General features: G+C 68.7%; 14 protein-coding genes. 8 read left to right on the plus strand and 6 right to left on the minus strand.

Features of this window, described 5'->3' with window-relative positions; genetic code table 11:
• The first annotated feature begins 3 nt into the window (after positions 1-3).
• The 5 genes from AC1IQ6_RS20700 to AC1IQ6_RS20720 all read left to right on the plus strand — a co-directional run bounded on the left by AC1IQ6_RS20700 (position 4) and on the right by AC1IQ6_RS20720 (position 6,997).
• A complete protein-coding gene (locus AC1IQ6_RS20700; protein ID WP_485865239.1) occupies positions 4-3,249 on the plus strand; it encodes an efflux RND transporter permease subunit in 3,246 nt (1,081 codons plus the stop codon).
• Complete coding sequence (locus AC1IQ6_RS20705; RefSeq protein WP_485865240.1) at positions 3,246-3,599, plus strand: DUF190 domain-containing protein; 354 nt, start codon at positions 3,246-3,248, stop codon at positions 3,597-3,599. The genes AC1IQ6_RS20700 and AC1IQ6_RS20705 overlap by 4 nt, the downstream gene beginning before the upstream one ends.
• Before the next feature lie 66 nt (positions 3,600-3,665).
• Positions 3,666-4,706 carry a glycosyltransferase family 2 protein gene (locus AC1IQ6_RS20710; protein WP_485865241.1) on the plus strand — a complete coding sequence of 347 codons (1,041 nt, stop codon included), beginning with the start codon at positions 3,666-3,668 and terminating at the stop codon, positions 4,704-4,706.
• Entirely contained in the window at positions 4,690-6,168 is a 1,479-nt protein-coding gene (locus tag AC1IQ6_RS20715; RefSeq protein ID WP_485865242.1) for an ArnT family glycosyltransferase, read from the plus strand. The genes AC1IQ6_RS20710 and AC1IQ6_RS20715 overlap by 17 nt, the downstream gene beginning before the upstream one ends.
• A 16-nt stretch (positions 6,169-6,184) precedes the next feature.
• Entirely contained in the window at positions 6,185-6,997 is an 813-nt protein-coding gene (locus AC1IQ6_RS20720; RefSeq protein ID WP_485865243.1) for a ChbG/HpnK family deacetylase, read from the plus strand.
• Positions 6,998-6,999: 2 nt separating this feature from the next.
• On the opposite strand, the gene AC1IQ6_RS20725 is transcribed toward AC1IQ6_RS20720, so the two are convergent.
• The 6 genes from AC1IQ6_RS20725 to AC1IQ6_RS20750 form a co-directional block, all read right to left on the minus strand.
• On the minus strand, positions 7,000-7,290 hold the full coding sequence (locus AC1IQ6_RS20725) for a DUF4148 domain-containing protein (protein WP_111826657.1): 291 nt from the start codon (positions 7,288-7,290) through the stop codon (positions 7,000-7,002).
• A gap of 370 nt (positions 7,291-7,660) precedes the next feature.
• Complete coding sequence (locus tag AC1IQ6_RS20730) at positions 7,661-8,173, minus strand: anti-virulence regulator CigR family protein (protein ID WP_146748016.1); 513 nt, start codon at positions 8,171-8,173, stop codon at positions 7,661-7,663.
• Positions 8,174-8,271: 98 nt separating this feature from the next.
• Entirely contained in the window at positions 8,272-9,441 is a 1,170-nt protein-coding gene (locus tag AC1IQ6_RS20735; RefSeq protein WP_111826656.1) for an MFS transporter, read from the minus strand.
• Positions 9,442-9,560: 119 nt separating this feature from the next.
• Positions 9,561-11,621 (minus strand): TonB-dependent copper receptor, encoded by a 2,061-nt coding sequence (locus tag AC1IQ6_RS20740; RefSeq protein ID WP_485865244.1) that lies wholly within the window; start codon positions 11,619-11,621, stop codon positions 9,561-9,563.
• A gap of 157 nt (positions 11,622-11,778) precedes the next feature.
• Positions 11,779-12,180 (minus strand): DUF2946 family protein, encoded by a 402-nt coding sequence (locus AC1IQ6_RS20745; RefSeq protein ID WP_111826654.1) that lies wholly within the window; start codon positions 12,178-12,180, stop codon positions 11,779-11,781.
• Between the two features lie 134 nt (positions 12,181-12,314).
• Positions 12,315-14,342 carry an alkyl/aryl-sulfatase gene (locus tag AC1IQ6_RS20750; RefSeq protein ID WP_485866590.1) on the minus strand — a complete coding sequence of 676 codons (2,028 nt, stop codon included), beginning with the start codon at positions 14,340-14,342 and terminating at the stop codon, positions 12,315-12,317.
• Between the two features lie 209 nt (positions 14,343-14,551).
• Between AC1IQ6_RS20750 and AC1IQ6_RS20755 the strand changes: the two genes are divergently transcribed.
• The 3 genes from AC1IQ6_RS20755 (at position 14,552) to AC1IQ6_RS20765 (ending at position 19,735) form a co-directional block, all read left to right on the plus strand.
• Positions 14,552-16,090 carry a GGDEF domain-containing protein gene (locus AC1IQ6_RS20755; protein WP_485865245.1) on the plus strand — a complete coding sequence of 513 codons (1,539 nt, stop codon included), beginning with the start codon at positions 14,552-14,554 and terminating at the stop codon, positions 16,088-16,090.
• Positions 16,091-16,343: 253 nt separating this feature from the next.
• Positions 16,344-17,495 carry a non-hydrolyzing UDP-N-acetylglucosamine 2-epimerase gene (gene wecB / locus AC1IQ6_RS20760; protein ID WP_111826651.1) on the plus strand — a complete coding sequence of 384 codons (1,152 nt, stop codon included), beginning with the start codon at positions 16,344-16,346 and terminating at the stop codon, positions 17,493-17,495.
• Between the two features lie 38 nt (positions 17,496-17,533).
• Positions 17,534-19,735 carry a cellulose biosynthesis cyclic di-GMP-binding regulatory protein BcsB gene (locus tag AC1IQ6_RS20765; protein WP_485865246.1) on the plus strand — a complete coding sequence of 734 codons (2,202 nt, stop codon included), beginning with the start codon at positions 17,534-17,536 and terminating at the stop codon, positions 19,733-19,735.
• Positions 19,736-19,740 lie beyond the last annotated feature (5 nt).

Raw genomic sequence — 19,740 nt, forward strand, 5'->3', positions numbered from 1 at the left:
AGCATGATTGCACGCCTCATGGCCCTATCGGTACGCGCGCGCTGGGCGGTCCTGTTCATCTTCATCGCCATCGGCGCGCTCGGCGTCTGGCAGCTGATCAAGCTGCCCATCGACGCGGTGCCGGACATCACCAACAACCAGGTTCAGATCAACACCGTGGACCCGCGCCTGTCGCCGGTGGAGATCGAAAAGCTGGTGACTTATCCGGTCGAGATTTCGCTGGCCGGCATACCGGGCCTGGAATCGACCCGCTCGATCTCGCGCAACGGCTTCAGCCAGGTGACCGCGATCTTCAGCGAGAAAACCGATCTGTACTTCGCCCGCCAGCAGGTCGGCGAACGCCTGATCAAGGCGCAGGAAAGCCTGCCCGATGGCGTGCAGCCGCAGATCGGGCCCGTCACGACGGGCCTGGGCGAAGTCATCATGTACACCGTCGGCTACAGCAATCCCGACGGCGCCGGCGCCGAGGCGGTGGCGGGCAAGCCCGGATGGCAGCCCGGCGGCGCATATCTGACGCCCGAGGGCGATCTGCTGACCGACGAGGTCGGCCAGGCCGGGTATCTGCGCACCGTGCAGGACTGGATCGTCGGCCCGCAGCTCAAGGCGGTGCCCGGCGTGGCCAGCGTGGACTCCATCGGCGGCTACGCCAAGACCTTCGTGGTCGAGCCCGATCCGACCCGGCTCGCCAGCTACGGCATCTCGTACAGCGAGCTGGGCGAGGCGCTGGAACGGGCCAACCTGGCGGTGGGCGCCAACTACTACAACCGCGGCGGCGAAGCCTATCTGGTGCGCGTCGATGCGCGCGTGCGTTCGGTGGACCAGATCCGCAGCGCCGTGGCCGCCACGCGCGGCGGCGTGCCGATCACGGTCGGGCAGATCGCCGACGTGAAGATCGGCGGCGACCTGCGCACCGGCGCCGGCAGCATGAACGGCGAAGAAGCGGTCATCGGCACGGTGCTCATGCTGATCGGCGAGAACAGCCGCGTGGTGGCCGAGGACGTCTCGGCCAAGCTCGACCAGATCGCCAAGAGCCTGCCGCCCGGCGTCGAGGTGAAAATCGTGCTGGACCGCGCCAAGCTGGTGTCGGCCACCGTCGCCACCGTGGAGCGCAATCTGACCGAAGGCGCGATCCTGGTCGCGGCCTCGCTGTTCCTGCTGCTGGGCAACTGGCGGGCCGCGCTGATCGCGGTGCTGGTGATCCCGTTCTCGTTCCTGATGATGGCGATGGGCATGAACGCGTTCAGGGTGCCCGGCAACCTGATGAGCCTGGGCGCGCTGGACTTCGGCCTGATCGTCGACGGTGCGGTCATCATCATCGAGAACAGCCTGGCCAGGCTGGCGCACAGGCAGGAGCAGGAAGGCAGGCTGCTGTACCTGCGCGAGCGCCTGGAAGAGACCATGCGCGCGGCCCAGGAGATGATCAAACCGACGGTGTTCGGGCAGCTCATCATCCTGCTGACCTTCGCGCCGCTGCTCATGTTCACCGGGGTCGAGGGCAAGACGTTCTCCCCGATGGCGATCACCATCATGCTGGCGCTGATCGCGGCGTTCATCCTGTCGATCACGCTGGTTCCCGCGCTGGTCGCGATCCTGATCCGCGGCCGCGTGGCGGAAAAGGAAGTCTGGCTCATCGCCAAATCCAAGGCGCGCTATCTGCCGCTGCTGGACCGGGCCATCGCGCGCCCCTGGCCGTTCATCTTCGCCGGGCTGGCGTTCTTCCTGGCGGCCATACCCGCCTTCGGCCTGCTGGGTTCAGAGTTCATCCCCAAGCTCGACGAGAAGAACCTGGCCCTGGCCTCGACCCGCGTGCCGTCGGTAAGCCTGGAGCAGTCGCTCGCCATGCAGCGCAAGGTGGAGACGGCGATCAAGCAGCTGCCGGAGGTGGAACTGATGTTCTCCAAGACCGGCACGGCCGAAGTCGCGACCGACCCGATGCCGCCCAACGTCTCCGACGCGTTCGTGATCCTCAAGCCCAAGGAAGCCTGGCCCGACGGCGTCACCACCAAGGCGCAGGTGATCGAGCGCATCGAGAAGGCCGCCAGCGGCCAGCTGGGCAATCTGTACGAAGTCAGCCAGCCCATCGAACTGCGCTTCAACGAGCTGATCGCGGGGGTCCGCGGCGACATCGCGATCAAGCTCTACGGCGACGATCTGGACAAGATGCAGCAGACCGCCAATGACATGGTGCGCGTGCTGCAGGACATTCCCGGCGCGGGCAGCGTCAAGGCCGACCAGGTGGGCGGCGCGCCGACGCTGGACATCAAGCTCGACCGCGCGGAGATCGCGCGCTACGGCCTGACCATCCAGGAGGTCTCGGACACCATCGCCGCTGCCCTGGGCGGACGTCCGTCCGGCCTGCTGTACGAAGGGGACCGGCGCTTCAACATCACGGTCCGCGTGCCCGAGGCGACCCGCAAGAACCTGGACGACATCCAGTCGCTGCCCATCCTGCTGCCCGAAACCGAAGGCCAGTTGCGCCGCCAGGTGCCGCTGGCCCGGGTCGCGCAGATCCGCCTGACCGAGGGCCTGAACGAGATTCGCCGCGAGAACGGCAAGCGGCGCGTGGTGGTGCAGGTGAACCTGGCGGGCCGCGACGCCGGTTCTTTCGTGCAGGAAGCGCAGTCCAAGATCGCGCAGCTGCAGCTGCCCGCCGGCTATTACCTGGAATGGGGCGGCCAGTTCGAAAGCCTGCAGGCGGCCTCGCAGCGGCTGTCCATCGTGGTGCCGATATGTTTCCTGGCCATCTTCGGACTGCTCTACATGGCCCTGGGCGGGCTGGGCCGCGCGCTGGCCGTGTTCCTGGCCGTGCCGCTGGGCCTGGCCGGCGGGGTCTACACCCTGGCGCTGACGGGCATCAATTTCTCGGTCTCCGCGGCGGTGGGCTTCATCTGCCTGGCCGGCGTGGCGGTGCTCAACGGCCTGGTCGTCATGTCGGCCGTGCGCACCCACACCGAAGCCGGGCTGCCGCTGGCCGACGCCATCCGCGAAAGCATGAAGGAGAAAATGCGCGCGGTGATCATGACGGGCTTCGTGCCGGCCATCGGCTTCGTGCCTATGGCGCTGGCGATGGGCACCGGGGCGGAAGTGCAGAAGCCGCTGGCGACGACGGTGATCGGCGGCCTGATCGCCGCGACGATCCTGACGCTGCTGGTGCTGCCGGCCATCGCCAGGGTGGTGCTGGGATCGAAGAAGGAAGAGGAAGGCGGGCCCGCCGGCACGGCCCGGCCGCAACCGGGAGAAGCGCTGTGAACGCATCCGACATGAAACTGCTGCGCATCTACACCGACGAATCCGCCTACGTGGGCGACCGGCGGGTGTTCGAATACATCGCCTCGGCCGCGCGCGACGCCAAGCTGGGCGGCGTGACCGTGCTGGAAGCCCTGCTGGGCTTCGGCCATGCCGCGCAGATCCACCGCAGACACGTGCTGGAAAACGACCGCGCGGTGGTGGTGGAGATCGTCGACACCGAGGCGAAGCTGCGCGCCTTCGCCGCCTCGCTGGAGCAGGTCACGGACATCGGCCTCATGACGCTCGAGGCGGTGGAAGTGCTGGGCGGAAAGGCCTGGGGCGCGCGCGTCTCGAACCAGACAGAAATGTAATTTTGCGGACCGTATGTTGTCGCGGGCGGCCGATTAGAGTGGTGCATCGCATTATCGATTGCTCCCATGCACGCATTGTTTTCCGAAGCGCCGGCGCCGGCGCGATCCGCCACCGCCTCCGACGCGATCTGCCTGTCCGTCGTGATTCCGTTTCTCAATGAGCAGGAAGTGCTGCCGTTGTGCCTGGAACGCCTGCGGCCCCTGCTGCAGGACCAGGGGTATCCGTATGAACTCGTTTTCGTGGACGACGGCAGCACCGACGCCAGCGTCGCCCTGCTGACGGCGGCGGCGCGCCACGATCCGACGCTGCGCATCGTGCGCCTGAGCCGCAACTTCGGCAAGGAGGCCGCCATGTCGGCCGGCCTGGCGCATGCGCGCGGCGCCGCGGTGATCGTGCTCGACGCCGATCTGCAGGACCCGCCCGAGCTCATCCCGGCAATGATGGAAGCCTGGCGCGCGGGCGCCGACGTGGTGTCCATGCGGCGCCGCTCGCGGCAGGGAGAAGGCCTGCTCAAACGGCTCTCGGCCTATGCCTTTTACCGGTTGTTGAGCCGCCTGAGCCGTTCCACGATTCCCGCCGACACCGGCGACTTCCGCCTGATGAGCCGGCGCGCCGTCGACGCCCTGCTGAGCCTGCCGGAGCGCTGCCGCTACATGAAGGGCCTGTACGCATGGGTCGGCATGCCCACCACGGTGATCGACTACGACCGCGCCCCGCGCGCGGCCGGCGCCACCAAGTGGAATTACTTTTCCCTGTTCGGCCTGGCGATGGAGGGCATTACCTCTTTCTCGACCACGCCGCTGCGCTGGGCCACGGCCATCGGCGCGGTGATCGCGCTGCTGGGCGGCGGCTTCGGCGTGGCCATCGTCCTGAAGACGCTGCTGTACGGCGACACGGTGCCGGGCTATCCCTCGCTGATGGCCATGATCACCGTGCTCAGCGGCATCCAGCTGCTGACCATCGGCCTGCTGGGCGAGTACCTGGGCAAGACGTACATGGAATCCAAGCAGCGCCCCGTCTATCTGGTGCGCGAGGTGGTCGAACCCGCCGCGGCGTCCGGCAGCATGCGCGCCAACGTGGAGATCCTCGATGCCCATCGGCAATAAGCGCTTCCTGATCGTCCTGGGTCTCGTCATCGTGGCCCGCCTGTTCGCGATGGCCGCGATTCCGCTGGCCGACACCTCGGAGCCGCGCTACGCGGAGATCGCGCGCCTGATGGCGGCTTCGGACGACTGGATCACGCCATGGTTCGAGCCGGGCGTGCCGTTCTGGGGCAAGCCGCCGCTGGCCTTCTGGGCCCAGGCCCTGAGCATCGAGCTGTTCGGCCTGAGCGAGTTCGCGCTGCGGCTGCCCACGTTCGCGGTCATGGCGCTGGTGGCCGGCCTGGTCTACGCCGCCGCCCTCGCCGGCTTCGGCCGCCAGACGGCGCGCTGGTCCACCCTGGTGCTGGCGACGATGCTGCTGCCGCTACTCAGCGCCGGCGCCGTGCTGACCGATCCGTTCCTGGCGCTGGGCGTGGCGCTGCCGATGCTGGCGCTGCTGGTGCCGCCGCCGCGCCTGAACGCATTCTGGCGCTATGGCTTCTTCGTGGGGCTGGCCATCGGGCTGCTGGCCAAGGGCCCGCTCGCGCTGGCGCTGGTCGGCGGCGTGTGCGCCGCCTGGGCGCTCTGGTCGCGCGAGGCGCGCGCCAGGCTGGCCGCCCTGCCCTGGCTGGGCGGGCTGGGCTTGATGCTGGCCCTGAGCCTGCCCTGGTACGTCGCGGCCGAACTGAAGACGCCGGGTTTCCTGAACTACTTCCTGGTGGGCGAACACTTCATGCGCTTCGTGGATTCGGGCTGGGCGGGCGACCGCTACGGTTCGGCGCATGCCCGCCCGTGGGGCGCGATCTGGCTGGACTGGCTGGCGGCCGGCGCGCCCTGGAGCCTGCTGTGCGTGGCCGCCATCGCCGCGTTGGCCTTCAGCCGCCGCGCGCGCCAGGCCGCAACGAACCGCCTGCGCGAACCGGCGGTCAAGCTGCTGATCCTGTGGGCGCTGGCCGCGCCCGGGCTGTTCACGCTTTCGGGCAATATCCTGTGGACCTATGTGCTGCCCAGCCTGCCCGCCGCGGCGCTGGGCCTGGGCCTCTGGCTGGCGCGCGTCCAGCCCGCGGGGCGCGCGCGGCTGGCCGGCCATGCGCTGACGGCGGCCCTGCTGCTGATTCCGGCGGCGGCCGTCACGCTGGGCGTGCTGGGTATCTACGACGAGCAGCGGTTCAAGTCCGAAAAAGGCCTGATCGCGGCGGCCGGCCGGATTCTCGCGCCGGGCGAGACGCTTTACTTCGTCGGCTCGGAGCCGTTCTCCGCCCGCTTCTATTCGCGCGGCGCCACGCGGCTTCTTTCCTGGCAGGGCGCGGCAATCGCCGCGCCCGGGCCTGCGCGCCGCATGCTGGTGGCCGTGCCGCGCGGCAAGTCCTGGCCGTTGCTGCAGCAGCCCGGCATAAGCGCGCAGGCGCGCTATTCCAGCCGCCGTTTCACGCTGTACGAGTTGACGGGCGCCGCCGCCCGGCAGCCGGCGTCCGGCGCCGATTGAAGCGGACCGTGCCACCATGCAGCGGCGCATCGTATTCTGCGGCGACGACTTCGGCCTGAACGCCGGCGTCGATGCCGGCATATTGGAACTGGCGGGGCTGAACCGGCTCAGCGCGGTCAGCTGCCTGGCGCATGGCCCCTCCTTCGCCGCCCACGGGCCGGCGCTGCGCGACGCCGGCCTGGACGTCGGGCTGCACTTCAATCTCACGGAGCGCTTCGGATCGACCGCCCAGCCCGAGGTGCTGGCGCCGGAAAAACTGCTGGCGCGGGCCTGCGCGGGCCGCCTGGATTCCGCCTGGATCGAGCGGCAGCTGCGGGCGCAGCTGGAAACTTTCGAGCGGGTGCTGGGCCGCGCGCCGGACCATATCGGCGGCTACCGGCAGGTCCACCAACTGCCGGCCGTGCTGCCGGCGCTGCTGGGCGCGCTGCGCCGGCACTATGGGAACGGCCCCAGGCCCTGGCTGCGCCACACCGCAGCTGGATCGCAACACGGCATCCCGATGGCGGATTGCGCCAGGGCCCGGCTGATCGGCGCGCTTGGCGCCCGCGGCGTCGAACGCGCCGCGCGCCGGGAAAACTGGCCGATCAACCGTCGCATGCACGGCATTTATGACATGCGCGGCGGCGCGCGCCGCTATGCGGGACTGCTGCAGCGCTGGCTGGACAATGCCTGCGACGGCGACCTGCTGGTCTGCCACCCGGCCGGGCCGGGCGCGCAGGATGCGCGGGCGGCCCAGCGCCAGGCGGAATTCGAGGTATGGAGGCGGCCGGAAATGGCCGAATGGCTGCGGCGCAACGGCCTACGTTGCGCGCGGCTGGGCCGGTATTGAAGTTACTGCGTGCGCCGCTGCAGTTCCTGCTGGTATTCGGGGCCGCTGCGCATGCGCAGATACTCGGCCTGAGCGGTGCGATATTCGCGGCTGTAAATATCCGGCGTATTGTTTCCGCGCCAGAATTTATCCATGCCCGCGCGCTTCCATATCGCCAGATCGGCCAGCACCTCGGCGCGGGTAAGTTCGCCTTTCTGCGCAAAGGTTTTGTCGGAATTGGCGGCGCCGGCATATACGGACTGCGCGGCGATCAAAGCCAGTGCGGCGGCCAGATATTTGGTAGTCGTCTTCATGCTTTACTCCATCAGTGGGCGTTCAACCAAGGGGTAAAACAAATTCTAAATATCGGGTTCTGGCTAAATGTCGACCGGGAAATTACTTTTTGGTCATCGCTGCGCAGGTTTCCGATAAACCGGCTTGGCGCCGCGCGCGGCCGTAAAAAAACCGCGCATACCATGATCCTGCATGGTATGCGCGGCCGGAATGCCTCATCCCTTCGCGGAGGATGGAGGTCACGCCCTGAACGATTCCCGCAAATGCCGACGCGGTTGAACTCGACAACAGCCGCATCGGCATTCCGGAACCGTCATTGCAGATTCTACGGATGTCCTCCCGACAGAATCCGGACAGCTTGATTACTTTTTAGTATCCGGAATGTCGAATTCAGTCGAAAACGTCGAACAGCACGTCGGCCACGATGGCGGTGGCCACGGCCACCAGAATCAGGTCGGAACCGGCCACCCGCCATTCATAGCCGGGATAAACCGGCAGGCGCGCCAGCATCGGTCCGGGCACCATTTTCTTGGCGATTCCCGGAGGCAGCGGTTTGCCGCGAGCCAGATTCTTGCGCACGCCCGGCGGCAGCGAACTGTAGCCGGACAGCCCGTATTCCTGTGCGTACCCGCGGGCGGTGGTGATCGTGATGCCGGCGTGGCGCAGCGTGACGTCGCCGCCGCCCTTGTTTCCGCCTCCCGACGAATTGCCGTGGCCGTTATTGTCCTTGCCGCTATTGCCCTTGCCGTTATTGCCCTTGCCGCTATTGCCTTTGCCCTGCCCTTGCCCGGCGTTGTCCGGCTTGCCCTTGCCGTCGGGCGGCGCGGCCAGGACCTGGCCGGCCGCGAAGGCGCAGCACAGAATGGCGGCGGCAACATGCTTGAGTGCGGGACGACGTTTCATGGATGGCTCCTCTCAGCCGAAAGACTGCACCGATTCTAGAGCGGGTCCAATCTTTTGGCGTAGAGGCAAAACCGATAAATATGTAAGCAGAATGCGCTTCACGCCGGCCGGACGGCCAGCCGTTTCAACGCCGCCAGTCCCAGCGCCGGCCCGGGCGCCAGGATCAGGAAGACATACTGCGGGCCGACGGCATCTATCAGGCGGGCCAGCAGTGCGATGGCGGCGATGGTGATCGAAAAGCCGATGCAGTTGGCGATGGTCAGCGCCGACCCGACCAGCGCCGGCGGGGCGAAACGCGCATTCAGCGTCGAGAACTGCGGCGAATCGCCGACGATGACCACGCCCCAGAACAACAGGAATCCGAGGAACACCGGCAGCGGCGCCGCGAAGGCCAGCGGCGAGACCAGGCAGCACAGGCCGGACGCCCCCAGCTGCATGAACGCGACGCGCGCGCTGCCGATCCGGCGCGACAGATAGCCGCCCAGCGTACAGCCGAGGAAGCCCGCGCCGATGGCCGCAAAGCTCCATACCGATACCGCCGCGCCGTCGCCGCCCAGGCGCGCGGCCAGCAGCACCGGCAGAAAGGCGTAGAACGCGTACAGCTCCCACATGTGGCCGAAATAGCCGAAGGCCGAGGCGCGGAAGTCCGGCGATCGGAAGATCTCGACGAAGGCGGCCGGGTCGAATTTCGCGCCGGCGCGCAGATGCGGACCGTCGGGCACCAGCAGCAGGATCGCCAGGCCGCCGGCCACGGCGATCGCCGACACCGACAGGATGACGCCCTGCCACGGCAGGTCGCCGCCCAGGCCGCGGATCAGGTGGGGCAGCGCCGTGCCCAGCACCAGCGCGCCGACCAGCCAGCCCAGCGCCAGCCCGAGGTCGCGGTCGTACCAGCCCGAAGCGATCTTCATGCCCACCGGATACATGCCCGCCAGGAAAAAGCCGGTGGCGAAGCGCGCCGCCAGCAGCGGCAGCAATTCGCCGCCGGCGGCCAGCGTCGCGGCGTTGGCCGCCGCGCCGGCAAGCGTGGACAGAAAGAACAGCCTGCGCGGCGAATAGCGGTCGGCAAGCGCCAGCCAGGCGAAGACCAGGGTACCGGCGATGAAACCGAGCTGCACGGCGATGGTGACGTCGCCGACCGCCGATTCCGGCAGGCCAGCGCTGCGGCTGAGGTCGGGCATTACCGCATTGCCGGCGAACCACAGCGAGGTGGCGGCGAATTGCGACAGGACGATGGTCGGCAGGATGCGGGCAGGAACGGCGGGCAAGGCGGATACTCCCCACGACGTTTTGACGGTCTGAACGCGCTGCGCCGTCCGTTGCGGCAATGAGCCCGTATCGTAGCAACTTTTCCAGCTGGCGCGGCGACGACACGGGCCCGCGGGCCTCAGTACTTGAAGCTCAGGCGCGCCCAGAACGTGCGGCCCGGCTCGTTGACCGCCGTGTTGGCGGCATAGCCGAAACCGGCGTTGCCGGCCAGGTTCAGGTGCTCGCTATAGGTCTTGTCGAACAGATTGTCCACGCCCACCGACAACTGCACCTGCTTGTTGACCGCGTAGCCGCCATTGATGGACAGCACGCCGAAACCCGCGCTGGGGCCGAAGTCCTTGCCAACCACGTTGCCTTCGTTCAAGGCGTAGCGCTTCTGCGCCGCCACGATGCGCCACAGCGCGCCGGCCGACCAGGTGCCGTCGTCATAGGCGGCGCTGAGCCGGGCTTCCAGCGGCGGCATCTGCGGCAGCGGCCTGCCGTCGCTGCGGTTCTGCCCCCAGGCATAGGCCAGCGTGGCGCCGAGTTTCCAGCTGGGCGCGACCCGGTAGGACGCGCCCAGCTCGCCGCCGGCGATCCTGGCGTTCACGTTGGTGGCCTGGGACGACGGCCCCATCATGCCGCCCGAGGTGTAGTTGAACAGGATGAAGTCGTCGACATAGCCCGCATAGCCCGACACCCAGGCGTCCAGGTCATCGGTACGGTATTGCGCGCCGAAGTCCAGCTGCGTCGTCTTCTCGGGCCGCACGCCGTCGAAGGCGTTGACGGAACCGGCCGGCCCGCGGTTGGGCGAGAACAGCTCCCAGTAGTCGGGGAAGCGCTCCACGTGTCCCAGGCCTACGTAGAGGGTGGCGGGCACGGCTTCGAGGTCATGCTCGTAGCGCAGGAAACCGCTGGGCAGCGTGTCGCGGCGGCGCTCGTCCGCGGTGGGATTGGGCATGGGCATCATCGAACCCGTGGTCTGGCGGAAGTCCTTGGCCGAGGCCCAGTCCACGCGCGCGCCGCCGATGACGCGGCTGCCGGGCGCGGCGCGCCAGGTCAGTTCGCCGAACAGCCCGGTATTGGAGAAGTCCGCGTCCTTGATCCACGACTGGCTGCGGTACGACATCGCGCCCATGCCGTTGCGGTAGCGATGGCGGCTCTGCTGGAAATCCATGCCGGTCACCAGCTCCACGTCGGCGGACAGGTTCCAGGTGCCGGCGAAGCGCCCGCCCCAGGTGGCGCGGTCCACGTCGGAAGCCATGCGCATGGGCATCGAACTCATCGGGTCGGGCGAGCGCAGCGTGTAGTTATCCATCACGTGGTCGGCGTAGTTGTAGTAGAGCTGCGCCTCGACCCGATCCAGCACGGTCCCAATGTTGCGCTTCTCGAAGCGCAGGCCGAAGGTCTCGCGCTTGAACTGCGCGCCGTCCATGCCGCGCCCGGCATAGCGCGCCTCGCCGTCGCCGGTGCCGGCGGTCAGTTCATACAGCGTGTCGGCGTCGGGCGTGAAGCCCAGCGTGACGTCGGCGTTCCATTTGTCCCAGCGCGACGGCACCGTATTGCCGTCGCCGTCCTTGTAGTCCTGCGAGTGGGAATGGTTGGCCGTGAAGCGGGTGTAGACCTTTTCGTTGCCCACGGTCAGGTCGGCCGCCTGGTCGTTGCGGCCGAACGACCCGCCCAGCAGGCTGCCGTCGAATCGCACGCCGGCGCCGGTGAAGCGCGGCGTGTCGCGGTCGAACTTGATGGTGCCGGCCGACGCGCCCGGCCCCCACAGCACCGTCTGCGGTCCCTTGATGACGGTGAGCTGGTCGAAGTTCTCCGGAGAGATATAGGAGCTGGGCGCGTCCATGCGGGCGGGGCAGGCGCCGGGCATGGAGGCGCCGTTGGTCAGCAGGTTCAGGCGCGAGCCGAACATGCCGCGCAGCACCGGATCGCCGTTGGTCCCGCCGTTGCGTATGGCCGAGAAGCCGGGAATGGTCTTGAGATAGTCGGTGCCGTCGCTGGCCGGCAGCGGCTGGCGCGGGATTTTCGGATCGGTGGTGAAGGTCAGCGGCGCGCTGGGCGCCACGCCGGTGATGACCACCGTGTCCATGGTGGGAGCGGCGTTGGCGTCGGCGGCCTGCGCGCCTGCCGGGAACAGGGCGGCCAGCGCGGCGGCCAGGCCGGCCGTGCGCAGGAGTTCGTCTTTCTTGTACATGTCGGGCTCTATCGGAATTCTTGTCGGACACCCGCGTGCGACGGCCTCGCCAAAGCGGCGCCGCTGCGCAGTGTCGGGAATCAGGTCGGCGCGCGTGCGTGCCTGCGCGCGCGGCCGGCGGCCGCGCACGCAACGCATCGAAGGCGCAGGAAGACGGTCAGGCGGACGGCGGCGGGGCGCGCGATTTCTGCGGCAGCCGCGCCAGCGCGCTGGAGAAATGGACCGCGACGCTCGGGCGCGGCAGGACGGGCGCGGCCTCGGGCAGCAGCCATGCCAGCACGAAAAGCTCGGGCAGCGTGGCGCCGGACAGCATGGCGCAGCCGGCGACGCAGCAATGCGGCAGGGAGCCGCTGTGCTGGCTGGCGTCCTGGGTGGCGCCGGAGATATCGAGGGAGACGACGCGCGGCCCGCTGGCCGTGCAGACGATGGTGGTGGCGGTCTTGCCTGGCGCGGGGCCCGGCGAGGCCATCGAGGAAGATGCGATCAACGCCTGGAACACGAACAGCAGCGCTGCCGCAAGCGCGACCCACCGTCTGTTGGCGTTGATAGCTGTATGCATTCGTATTTCCCGATGAGCGCAGATGGTATCACGCAGGGGCGTAGCAGACGCCCCGGGGAAATCCGGGCCGATATGATCTGGAACAAGAACCGGCGCCGCCGCGCGGATGCGGCGGCGCCGGGCGCTTCAGCGCGTCACGGCGTGACGATGTTGAACCAGAACTCGAAGTTGTCGAGCGCGGCGAACATGTCGGTGATCTTCTGCTGGTCGCCGCTGACCTGCACGTCGCCCTTGGCGATGGCGTCCTTGAGCGTGGTTTCCTTGAGCATCATGCGGTTGAGCGTGTCGCGGCTGAGCGTCATGCTGGCCGTGGGCTCCTTGGCCTGCTTGCCCTCGGTATGGTTGAGCACGCTGTTGACCATCTCCAGCGTGTACTTCTGCCTGGTGTCGGTGAAGTCCAGGTTCAGCACCACGTGCTTGCCCGCCGCCTTGTCACGGTTCAGGCGCACCGCGAAATAGTCGAACAGCATGTCCAGCGTCATCGCGCGCACCGTGTCCGCGCTGGCGGTGTCCGGCGTCGGCAGCTTCTGCACGCCTTCGCGCAGTTCCTTGGCGCCGGTCAGGTAGAAGTTGCGCCACGGCCCGCTCTCGGCCTGGTAGCCCATCTGTTCGAGCGCGTCGGCCTGCAGGTTCCTGGCCTCCTGGTTGTTCGGATCGGCGAAGACCGCGTAGTTCACGACTTCGGCCACCCAGCGGTAGTCGCCGCGCTTGTAGTACTCGCGCGCCTTCTTCAGGATGGCCGGCACGCCGCCCATCATGTCGACGTAGCGCTTGGAAGACTCTTCGATGGGCAGGGTGTGCAGCGTGGCGGGATTGCCGTTGAACCAGCCGAGATACAGCACGTAGGTGGCGCGCACGTCATGGTTCACGGAGCCGTAGTAGCCGCGGTTCGAGAACTTGGTGGCGATGGACTCGGGCAGCTTGACCTTCTCGGCGATTTCTTCCTTGTTGTAGCCCATGTTGGCCAGGCGCAAGGTCTCGTCGTTGATGTAGCGGTACATATCGCGCTGCATGCCGAGCTGTTCCTGGACTTCCTTCTTGCCCCACACCGGCCAGTGGTGCATGGCGTACATGACTTCGACGTCGTCGCCCCACAGCGCGAGCGCCTGGTTCAGGTACTTGGACCAGGCCAGCGGATCGCGGATCTTGGCGCCGCGCAGCGAATACGTGTTGTGCAGCGTATGGGTGGAATCCTCGGCCGTATTCAGCGCCTTCTTTTCCTTGATGTAGTAGAGCATCTCGGCCGGCGCTTCGCTGCCGGGCGCATAGAGGAATTCGTAAGTCAGGCCGTCGATGGTGCGCGTCTCGCCGGTCTTTTCGATGATGTCCGTAGGCGGAATCAGCGTGACGGTCCCGGCCGAGGTGGTCGTGCCCAGGCCCGCGCCGACCTGTCCGGTGGCGCTGGGCGCCAACAGGTTGCCGTACATATAGGAAGCGCGGCGGCTCATGGCGTTGCCGGCCATCACGTTCTCGGCGACGGCGTGTTCCAGAAAGCCCAGCGGCGCATAGATCTTGACCTTGCCGGCCTTGACGTCGGCCTCGTCCACCACGCCGCGCACGCCGCCATAGTGGTCGACGTGGCTATGGGTGTAGATCACCGCCACCACGGGCTTCCTGGGACGGTGCTGGTAATAGAGGTCCAGGGCGGCCTTGGCGGTTTCCGCCGAAATGAGCGGGTCCATGATCGTCAGGCCTTCCTTGCCCTCGACGATCGTCATGTTCGACAGGTCGTAGTTGCGCACCTGGTAGATGCCGTCGGTGACCTGGAACAGGCCCGAGATGTTCAGCAACTGGGACTGGCGCCACAGGCTGGGATTGACGGTGTCCGGCGCCGGCGCGCCTTCCTTGATGAAGTCGTACTTGGCCGGGTCCCATATCAGGTTGCCCTGCTCGCCCTTGATGACGGTGGCCGGCAGCGGCGCGATGAAACCCTTGTGCGCCAGATCGAACGAGGTCTTGTCGTCGAACGGCAGTTCCTTGAGCAGGGCCGCGTTGGCGTCCCTGGTCGCGGCCTCCGCGGGCTTGGCCTGCTCGGCCGACCACGCGCCGCCGGCCAGCGAAAACGCCAGCGCGGTCAACGCCGCCTGCGCCAGCCGCCTCTTGGGCGCGCGGGAACGTGTTTGGAGATCGGGAAAAACAGCTGCACCGCGGTCTAACTTCATCATGACATGCGCTCCAGACGTGTGGAATGGATGGCCGCGCGGTAACGCGGGATCAGTCAGGCAATGAGGTCGTGCAAATGTGTGCGTTGTTTGCATAAATCGTACACAAGATTTCGCGTAATACAACGGCCAATGCTACAAATGCAACGGCGCCGCGCGATGGCCGCGCCCCTTTCTTTCCACGAAGCACATTCTGTGCGGGAGCGACGATGATCGAACGGCGTGGCGCGGCATCCGGCGGCAAGCGCAAGATCGGCCTGCTGGCCGTGCTCACCTTGCTGGCGGTCCTGGGCGTGTGCGTGGGCTTCGGCAACGCGCTGTATTCCGGGTACCAGGTGCAGAAGGCGCAGGTGCTGGCGAACTCGCTGGCGTCCAACCGCGTCTATGCCGAAAAGCTCGCGCAGGTCATCGACGTCTATGTCGACGCCGTGCATCTGCAGCTGCGCGCGGGCGCGCGCCAGCTAGCGCTTCTGGAAAACGATGCGCCCGCCGCGCGCGCCGAACTGCAGCGCCTGGCCAGCCAGGCCGACGCCGTGCACGCGGTCTGGCTGGCCGACGCCGAAGGCCGCGTCATCGACGGCACCGCCGGCGGCGTGCGGCGCCTGGCCGAGCTGGGCGTGGACGAATTGCGCGCGGGCCAATGGATATGGCTGCGTCCGGCCGGCGCGGCGCTGGTCGTGGCGGAGCCGGTGATGCGCGGCGGCGGCGCGGCCGGCTATGTGGCCATGGCGGTGGCGCTCGACGCAGGCAGCGGCATGGACCGCGTGATCAGCGGCCAGGTGCCGGCCGACGGCACCTCGGTGTTCCTGGTCAACCAGGCGGGCGACGTGCTGTATCGCCGTCAAAGCGCCCGCAGCGCGCTGGTGCTGGCCCGGCTGGCGCCCATACGCGAGGCCGGCGCCGCGCCGCTGCAGGACGCGGCCGGCGAGACGGTGCTGACCGGCTACGCGCCGCTGGCGCAAGGACGCTGGGCCATCGTCACGCAGCGCACGCTGGACCACGTGCTTTCGCCGCTGCGCGCCCTGCTGGCGGAATCGTTGCGCTTCGCGGTGCCGGCCTTCGTGCTGACGCTGGCGCTGGTGTGCGCGCTGGCCTACGCGGTGGCGTCGCCGCTGTCGCGCCTGAGCCGCGCGCTGGTGCGCGGCCAGGACGCGGGCCGCGACCTGGACCGGCTGCCGGCCTGGTACGCCGAAGCCGACACGCTGCGCGAAGCCGTCAAGACCACGCTGGCCCAGCACCGGCGCGAGGTGGGTCGCCTCAACCGCGAAACCCTGACCGATCCGATGACCGGCCTGATGAACCGCCGCGCGCTGGACGAGGCGCTGGCGGACTACGAGGACAAGCAGGAGCCGTTCGCCGTCATCGCGCTGGACCTGGATCACTTCAAGCGCATCAACGACACCCATGGCCACGCGGTCGGCGACCAGGTGCTGATCGCGCTGGCGCAGGCGATGCGCGAGGGACTGCGCGGCCCTGACCGGCCGTTTCGCACCGGCGGCGAAGAGTTCATCGCCCTGCTGCCCACCGACCGGCCCGAACAGGCCGCGGAAGTCGCCGAACGCCTGCGCGCCGCGGTCGCCGCCCGGCCCATGCCCGAAGGCGTGGGCGCGGTGACCGTGTCGATCGGCGTGGCCCTGTGGCCCCGCGACGGCGCCGCGCCGCAGGCCGTGATCGAACGCGCCGACCAGGCGCTGTATGCATCCAAGCAGGACGGGCGTAATCGCGTCACGCTGTGGCGCGCATCGTGAGCCGGCCGCGCCTCGCGGCTGTTGCGGACGGACGACAACGTAACAGGCGGTAGTGCCCCGGCGGACGCGCTTTCCCGTGCGGGGATCGCCCTGTTCCCTCGTGCCATCCCCCGTTCGCCGCCCGGCGGCGTCGCGAATGTGACGACATATTTCCTTGCGTGTTTATCGAAAGGAAATATTCCGTCACGTATTACCAATGCTTTCAATCGATAATTCTCGCGAGTAAATGCCACCGGATGGGGGGCCGCCCGCGATGAAAGTCCTGTCCATATTCGGCACGCGCCCCGAGGCGATCAAGATGGCGCCGCTGGTCGCGGCGCTGCAAAGCGAACCCCGGATCGACAGCGTCGTCTGCGTGACCGGCCAGCACCGCGAGATGCTGGACCAGGTGCTGGCGCTGTTCGAGCTGCATGCGCAGCACGACCTGGACATCATGGTGCCGAACCAGACGCTCAACGGACTGTATGCGCGCCTGATCAGCCGCGTCGACGGCGTGCTCGAGGCCGAACGGCCGGACTGCGTGCTGGTCCATGGCGACACCAGCACGGCCTCGGCCTGCGCGCTGGCCGCCTTCCACCGGCGCGCGCGCATCGGCCACGTCGAAGCGGGCCTGCGCACCGGCAACCTGGCGCTGCCCTTCCCCGAGGAAATGAACCGGCGCGTGGTCGACGCGGTCGGCGACTGGCTGTTCGCCCCCACCGCCGAATCGCGCGGCAATCTGCTGCGCGAAAACCTGGCGGGGCGGATCACCGTGACCGGCAATACCGTCATCGACGCGCTGGCCGCGACCTGCGCCAAGCTGGCCGCGCCCGGGCCGCTGGCGCGCGAGCTGGCCGCGCGCTACGCCTGGCTCGACCCGTCGCGCCGCCTGCTGCTGGTCACCGGCCATCGGCGCGAGAGCTTTGGCGAGGGCTTTCGCAACATCTGCGCGGCGCTGGCGGGATTGGCGCGGCGCGACGACCTGCAGATCGTCTATCCGGTGCACCTGAATCCGCAGGTGCGCAACGTGGTCATGAAAGAACTCGGCGGCCTGGGGAACGTGCATCTGATCGAACCGCTGGACTACCTGGATTTCGTGTGGTTCATGCAGCGCGCCTATCTGATCCTGACCGATTCCGGCGGCGTGCAGGAAGAGGCGCCCTACCTGGGCAAGCCGGTGCTGGTGATGCGCGAGGTCACCGAACGTCCGGAAGCGGTGCGCGCGGGCACGGTGGCGCTGGTCGGCACCGACACGCAGCGCATCCTCGCCGAAGTGAGCCGGCTGCTCGACGATCCCGAGCTGCACGCGGCCTACTCGCGCCGCATCAATCCCTATGGCGACGGCCGCGCGAGCCGGCGCATCGTCGATGCGCTGTGCGGCCGCGCCGTCGCCGAATTCGATCCCTACGGCCCGGCCGCCGGCTAGTCCCTGTTCCCGCGATACCTCCCCTGCCCGGAGCCCTCATGTCTCACGCCCCGCACTCCTCCGCCCGCCTTCTCCGCCGCGCCCTGATGGCCGCCGGGCTGCTGCTTCCCCTGGGCGCCCTGGCCAGTCCCGCCGGCGACGCCTTGCGGCGCCAGGCCGACGACTGGGTCGCGCGGGAGGTCAGCCTGGAGGATCTGGGCATACGCGAGCCGGTGGTGCTCAGCAACAGCGACGCGCGCCAGGAGTTCTATCTGCCGGTGCCGCGCAGCGCGCCCATCGCCGACGCCGCGCTCGAATTCGACGCGCGCTACGCCAAGGGCGAGCCGGGCCGCGCCAGCATGGTGTTGTGGGTGGACGGCGTGCCGCAGACCGCGCAGCGCATCGCCGACGGGGAAGGCTCGGCCGCGCGCAGCCTGAAGGTGGAGCGCCGCAGCCGCGAGACCGGCTTTCTGCGGTTGAGCGTGGACTGGCAATCGGACATCGGCCTGCGCCAGTGCGAGAGCAACCGCGCCACCGCCAACGCCCTGACGATCTCGCCGCGCACGCGGCTGAGCTACCGCTACGACGCTTCGGCCATCGACAGCCTGGACGAAGCCTGGGGCATGCTGCCCGCCCGGCCGGTGCTGATGGTGTCGGGCGCGCGGCTGGAGCAGCAGGCGTTCGACAGCGCCTGGCGCCTGGGCGTGGCGATGGAACGCAGCGGCAAGCGCGTGGCGGTCCGCGGCTTCCCGTCAGTGGGAGACGAGGTCGACACGCGCGGCCTGCAGGTCCCGGCCGGGCTGGGGCAGGTCGCGGCCTTCGCCGCGCTGGCCGGCGGCGACAAGCACAAGCTCGCCAACCCCGCCGAAATCGGCGCGCTGCTGGTGATGGGCGCGCCCGCGGTCAGCGGCGACGTGGTGATCGCCGACGCCGCCTTGCGCGCCCGCTACAAAGAGGCGCTCGACGCCTTGCAGGCGCAGTTCGACTCGGACGCCGACGCGGCCCAGGCCTACAAGACGTGGCGCGCGCGGCGCATGCCGCTGGCCGACCAGGCGCTGCAATCCCGCGAGATCCGCGTGCTGCCGCTGGGACGCCAGCCCGCCATCGCGGTGGCCGCCGATGCCGGCGCACAAGGCGCGGGCGCGTTCGACAACGCCTGGCGCCGCATCCTGGTGACCCGCCAGGTCCAGGTGCAGGCGGCCACGCCGCCGCAGGCGCTGGACCACGGCGGCCTGCGTCTGAGCACGCTGGGCGGCTCGTCGGCCAGCTTCGACGTGGTGGCGCGCGGAGACTGGAACCTCAGCTTTCCGCTGGCCGCCGTGTCGGCCGACGGCGGCATGCCCGAAGAACTGGTGCTGGACCTGGCCGCCGCGCCCGGCGCTTCGTCCACCCGGCCGGTGGCCTCGGTGTTCTGGAACGGCATCCTGCTGGGCGCCAGGCAGATGGACGCCGACGGCAAGCCCGAACGCCTGACGGCGCGCGTGCCCGGCTATGCGCTGGGCGTGGCCAACACCGTGCGCGTGACGTTCCAGCGCCAGCCTGTCTCGGTGGACTGCAACGAGACGCCGCAGGGCTATCCCGTCAACGTGCTGCCCACCAGCCATGTGAAGCCCGGCCGCGCCCGGCCCGACGGCAGCTTCATCGGCCTGCTGCCGCTGCTGGCGGGCCATCCCGAACTGATCGTGCCCGACGCCTATCTGGCCGACGCCCCCGCGAGCCTCAAGCGCGTGATCGGCATCGCCGCGGCCAGCGGGCTGTCGGCCTCGCGCGCGGCGCTGTCGGTCGCGCCGGCCGGCCAGGCCGCCAGGCCGGGGCGTCCCTTCGTGGCGATGGAAGTGGCGCTGGACGGCGCCCAGCCGCAGGTCAAGGTCGCCGACCGCAAGCAGCTCACGGTCGCCGGCAAGCGCGCGACCTGGCTGGACATCTCGGGCCTGGACAAGCTCAGCACCGCCGAGGTCGTGAGCGCGGGCGGCCAGGACGGCGTGCTGTGGCACGCGCTGGGCCAGGAGCCGGGCCTGGATACGCCTTTCGTGCTCAACCGCGGCGACATCGCCATCATCGGCGCAGCCGGCCCGCTGGCCTGGATCGACAGCGCCAATCCCGGCGCAGGCCAGGCGCCGGGCGCGGGCGACAGCGCGTTCTTCGAATGGCGCCGCTATCTGTCGTGGGGCGTGCCGGCGCTGAGCGTCGGGCTGCTGGTGCTGCTGCTGATCCTGATCGCCGCGATGCGGATCAATCGCAGGAACAAGGGCCCCAAGTAATCCGG

The organism is Achromobacter sp. MUI-25009338 (genome assembly GCF_057359325.1).

Coding starts and splice junctions, on each gene's coding strand:
- AC1IQ6_RS20715 (WP_485865242.1), top strand. CDS start 4,690: ATGCCCATCGGCAATAAGCGCTTCCTGATCGTCCTGGGTCTCGTCATC.
- wecB (WP_111826651.1), top strand. CDS start 16,344: ATGAAAGTCCTGTCCATATTCGGCACGCGCCCCGAGGCGATCAAGATG.
- AC1IQ6_RS20765 (WP_485865246.1), top strand. CDS start 17,534: ATGTCTCACGCCCCGCACTCCTCCGCCCGCCTTCTCCGCCGCGCCCTG.
- AC1IQ6_RS20740 (WP_485865244.1), bottom strand. CDS start 11,621: ATGTACAAGAAAGACGAACTCCTGCGCACGGCCGGCCTGGCCGCCGCG.
- AC1IQ6_RS20700 (WP_485865239.1), top strand. CDS start 4: ATGATTGCACGCCTCATGGCCCTATCGGTACGCGCGCGCTGGGCGGTC.
- AC1IQ6_RS20710 (WP_485865241.1), top strand. CDS start 3,666: ATGCACGCATTGTTTTCCGAAGCGCCGGCGCCGGCGCGATCCGCCACC.
- AC1IQ6_RS20750 (WP_485866590.1), bottom strand. CDS start 14,342: ATGAAGTTAGACCGCGGTGCAGCTGTTTTTCCCGATCTCCAAACACGT.
- AC1IQ6_RS20720 (WP_485865243.1), top strand. CDS start 6,185: ATGCAGCGGCGCATCGTATTCTGCGGCGACGACTTCGGCCTGAACGCC.
- AC1IQ6_RS20755 (WP_485865245.1), top strand. CDS start 14,552: ATGATCGAACGGCGTGGCGCGGCATCCGGCGGCAAGCGCAAGATCGGC.
- AC1IQ6_RS20745 (WP_111826654.1), bottom strand. CDS start 12,180: ATGCATACAGCTATCAACGCCAACAGACGGTGGGTCGCGCTTGCGGCA.
- AC1IQ6_RS20725 (WP_111826657.1), bottom strand. CDS start 7,290: ATGAAGACGACTACCAAATATCTGGCCGCCGCACTGGCTTTGATCGCC.
- AC1IQ6_RS20730 (WP_146748016.1), bottom strand. CDS start 8,173: ATGAAACGTCGTCCCGCACTCAAGCATGTTGCCGCCGCCATTCTGTGC.